This window comes from Sulfuricurvum sp. MLSB, from assembly GCF_000747095.1.
Classification (GTDB): domain Bacteria; phylum Campylobacterota; class Campylobacteria; order Campylobacterales; family Sulfurimonadaceae; genus Sulfuricurvum.
Genome location: NZ_JQGL01000147.1, coordinates 1 through 1,222 on the forward strand (window position 1 = coordinate 1; position 1,222 = coordinate 1,222).

A 1,222-nucleotide genomic window follows, 5' to 3' on the forward strand; every position below is an offset into this window, starting at 1 on the left:
TCTTAATCTCATAGACACCCCCATTCTATTCGCCGTATGTATGGCACTTGCCGTGATCGTGGCGTGTGCGTTGTGTATTTGGATTAGTTTAAGGAGGAAGAAATGATGAACTATAAAGAAATGGTATATGAAACAAGTGTTAAAGAGATAGAAAAATTAAATGGGTTGACTGATGATGAAATTAAAAGAAACCCTCACATTTTAAAAGTTAGTCAATTAAAAAATAATCACGTGTTGTCTATTATAAAGCAACAAGAAATTGATTATAAGATGAGAGATTTAGAACTACGCATAACAATGTATGATATAAGAAATGAACGAAACAACATCATGAAAGACAACATTAAATTGCAAGAGCAAAAATTAAAATGATACTAACTAAAGATATTGTTGCTTGGTTAAAAGAAAACAATAGTAATTATACAACAAGAAAAGAACTCCTGAACGCATTGAATAATAACTTTAATATCTCTATATCTATTGCTTACTTAAACCAATTAAATTACAGGTATAAATTGTCATTAAACACCGATAAAGTAACGTACTCAAAAGAAATGTTTGAGTTTATGCAGAACGGAAAATATGGAACAAGGCAAGAATTATGCGATGAGTTTAATAAGAAGTTTAACCTCAATCTTACGCTTGGTAAATTAAGAGATTTGAATACAAAACATGGTTTGAACATAGGAAACCCTACAAGAAATATAAGTAATTTAAAAAAAGGGTGGATTAAAGTTAGAGGTTATACAACAAGAGAAATAGGTGAAGAAATTGAGAGAGGCGAAGATGTCCCTTACATTAAATTAGGGCATAATAATTATGTGCCAAAACATAGATATTTATACGAAAAATATCACAATGTAAAACTTGATATTAGCGACTTAATTATCTTCTTAGATAATGATAAAACTAATTTTAGGAAAGACAATCTTTATAAAGTATCAAGGTCTATTGCGGGTATCATGGTTGGCAATGAATTGCATGGCACAAAAGAAACTGACAAAGAAACTGTTATTAAATTCTGTGAATGGAAAGAAAAAATCATTGAGTTAAAGAGAGGAAAAGGGAATGAAGTGTACCCACGATAAGGAGTAATGCGATGATTAAAATTAAAGTGTTTCAGAATAAAGAAACAAAACGATATTTTTCAAACTTCACTAAACACAACACGGCGGAAACGGTTTTGAAACCCGAGTACGCTAAGGTGTGGGTCGTGGGCAAC

The 1,222-nt window shown here is 31.1% G+C and carries 2 protein-coding genes; both read left to right on the top strand.

Annotation, left to right across the window (positions count from 1 at the left end; all coding sequences use genetic code 11):
- The first annotated feature begins 102 nt into the window (after window positions 1–102).
- Entirely contained in the window at window positions 103–372 is a 270-nt protein-coding gene (locus JU82_RS11300) for a hypothetical protein (protein ID WP_037950824.1), read from the top strand.
- Window positions 369–1,088, top strand: a complete 720-nt coding sequence (locus JU82_RS11305; protein ID WP_037950827.1) for an HNH endonuclease — start codon at window positions 369–371, stop codon at window positions 1,086–1,088. Before JU82_RS11300 ends, JU82_RS11305 begins: the two co-directional genes overlap by 4 nt.
- The last annotated feature ends 134 nt before the right edge of the window (window positions 1,089–1,222 follow it).